This window comes from Collinsella sp. AF33-16, from assembly GCF_003475325.1.
In the GTDB taxonomy this organism is placed as follows: Bacteria; Actinomycetota; Coriobacteriia; order Coriobacteriales; family Coriobacteriaceae; genus Collinsella.
Genome location: NZ_QRQC01000040.1, coordinates 1,892 through 4,257 on the forward strand (window position 1 = coordinate 1,892; position 2,366 = coordinate 4,257).

General features: G+C 59.6%; 2 protein-coding genes. Both read right to left on the reverse strand.

All coding sequences use genetic code 11. From position 1 onward, the window contains the following. Positions 1-851 (reverse strand): SIS domain-containing protein (locus DWZ52_RS09725; protein ID WP_233547309.1); only part of this gene is annotated, 851 nt, incomplete at its 3' end. Between the two features lie 170 nt (positions 852-1,021). After that, positions 1,022-2,236 (reverse strand): MFS transporter, encoded by a 1,215-nt coding sequence (locus DWZ52_RS09730; protein WP_195521868.1) that lies wholly within the window; start codon positions 2,234-2,236, stop codon positions 1,022-1,024. Between the last annotated feature and the right edge of the window lie 130 nt (positions 2,237-2,366).

A 2,366-nucleotide genomic window follows, 5' to 3' on the forward strand; every position in this document is an offset into this window, starting at 1 on the left:
GCGCGGACGCGCTCGTCGAGCTTGCGGTTCTCGTCCTCGCCCATGAACAGGAACACGGGGACGCCGGGCTCCACGAGCTCGAGGGTGCCGTGGAAGAAGTCGGCCGAGGTGATGTAGCGGGTGCGCTTCCACTGCATCTCCTCCAGGATGCACATCGAGAACAGGATGGTCTCGCCCCACAGGGCGCCGGAGCCGATGAACATGGTGTAGGGGGCCAGGGCGTACTTCTTGGCGAGCTCCTCGGCGCGCGGCTCGAAGCGCTTGCGGATATCGAGCATGTCCTTCCAGATGTCCTTGGTCTGCTCGATAAACAGATCGAACTTGGGGAAGCAGCCGCGGCGGTTGAGCAGGCGCAGGCCGAAGCAGTCGGCGAGGTAGTAGCCCATCTCGCAGCCGCCGTTACCATGATCGGAAGCCATCTTGACGCAATTCTCGGCGCCGACAGCCTGGCCGATGGGGCCCTCGGGCTTGGTCATGGCGTAGACGCGAATGCCCTTTTCCTTCATCTTCTTGACGGCCTCGAGGACCTCGGGGGTGGTGCCGGACTCGGAGGCGGTGAGCACGACGGACTTCTCGGTCATGCGCTTGTGGCCCATGACGTTCCACTCGGCGGCGTGGATCAGGTAGACCTCGAGGTCGCGGTCGCCGAACTTGTTCATGAGGTACTCGAGCTGCATGAGCTCGTCCCAGGTGCCGCCGACACCCATCAGGAACACGGCGTCGTAGCCCTCGTCGGCGACCTTGTCGGCGAGCGCGGTCATCTTCTTGCCGGTCTCGTAGAGCGCCTTGCCGTCCTCGAGATAGCCCTCCTGGTCGAAATGCATGATCTCGATCTTCTCGGTTTCCTTCATGGCTTTTCCTTTCTGTCCTGCACGCAACTCTATACATCGCGTTTCTTTTCGATACCAATTATAGACATACACCTAATGTGTTTTTAATACCACTTATCAATCTGCTCCAATCCTCGGTGAACGGTCGAAATTCTCTGGTGAGTGGTATTAAATTAGAATTGAATGTATAGCTAACGCCTCTGGCGCCTCCCTTGTGTGACAAAGAACAGCGTTCCTACCAGCGCAATAATGGTCGATGCCCCAAACAGCACCGCCTGAACGCCCAAAGCCTCCGCCAAAAACGGAGCCGCCAGCAGCGGCAGCACGCCGGCGCTCATCAGGCCAAAACGCACAAAGCCGGTAATGCGCCCCAGGTATTTGATGTCGGCGCGCTCCTGAATCAAGATCATCTGCAGCGGTTCCAGGAATCCCCAGGCCAGACCGTTAATCGCCTGACCGATAATCGCGACCCCCAGCATATCGGTGCCCACGTACACCATGGACCCAATGCCCACGGCCATGAGCGCGCCGAGCAGCAATCGCAGGTTGACATGGCGGGCAGAAAGCTTGGTCAGGATGAACGCGCCCACCGAGGAAGTGAGGCCCACGACCGAGGACAGCCAGCCCAGCCAGACGATATCCACGTTGAGCACATCGCGATAGAACAACGACTCCAGCGAATCGAACGCGCCAAACGCAAAGAAACCCAAAAAGCCCGAGATAAAGATGAGGCGCAGGTCGTGGTCGCGAAACGTAAGTCGCGCACCCTCGGCCATGCCGCCCAAAATACCGCCCTTCGGCTTCTCCCCTTTTGCGGGAGCAACACACTCGTGACAGCCCAAGGAGAGCACGGCCGCCACACCCATCATGCCCGCCATGAGCAGATAGACCGATTGCGTGGCAAAACAGCTCACGATGGCACCGCCGAGCAGCGGGCCAGCGGTATAGGCGATATTGCTGTAGAACACCATGAGGCCGTTCACGCGGGTACGGCCCTCGGTGGTCGACTCCAGGTATCCCGGAAACGCATGCGTGCAGGTGTTGATAAAGCCGCCCGCAAGTCCCAAGACGCACGCGGCAAACACAAGCCCGGGGACAGACAACGGCGCCAACCCCACGCCAAGCGATAGCACTGCCGTAATCACGCACGTCACAAACGACGTCCGGCGCGGTCCAAAGCGATCGATGACCGAGCCCGACACCATATTGCCCACCGACGTCATAAGATTGCGCACGAGCGTAATGGCGGCAACCAAAAAGGCCGTGCCAGCCAGATCATACGTGGCCGCACCGATAAGCCCCAAAAAGTAGACCGCGTTGTTGGCGCACCACTGCAGGGACTCAATAAGAATCAGCCTGACCTCTGCCGGCGTCAGGCGCATTGCTTCGCGATCCTTCGCGAACATACGAACTCCTTCTATACAAAAAGGGGATGGAGGGCATAGGCCTGCTCCATCCCCTTTCCAGGTTGCAACGAAAATCTATGCAGCCGGGCCCTTACGCCAGCACGCCGAAGAACGCGCCGATGATGCCCAC

Coding starts and splice junctions, on each gene's coding strand:
- DWZ52_RS09730 (WP_195521868.1), bottom strand. CDS start 2,236: ATGTTCGCGAAGGATCGCGAAGCAATGCGCCTGACGCCGGCAGAGGTC.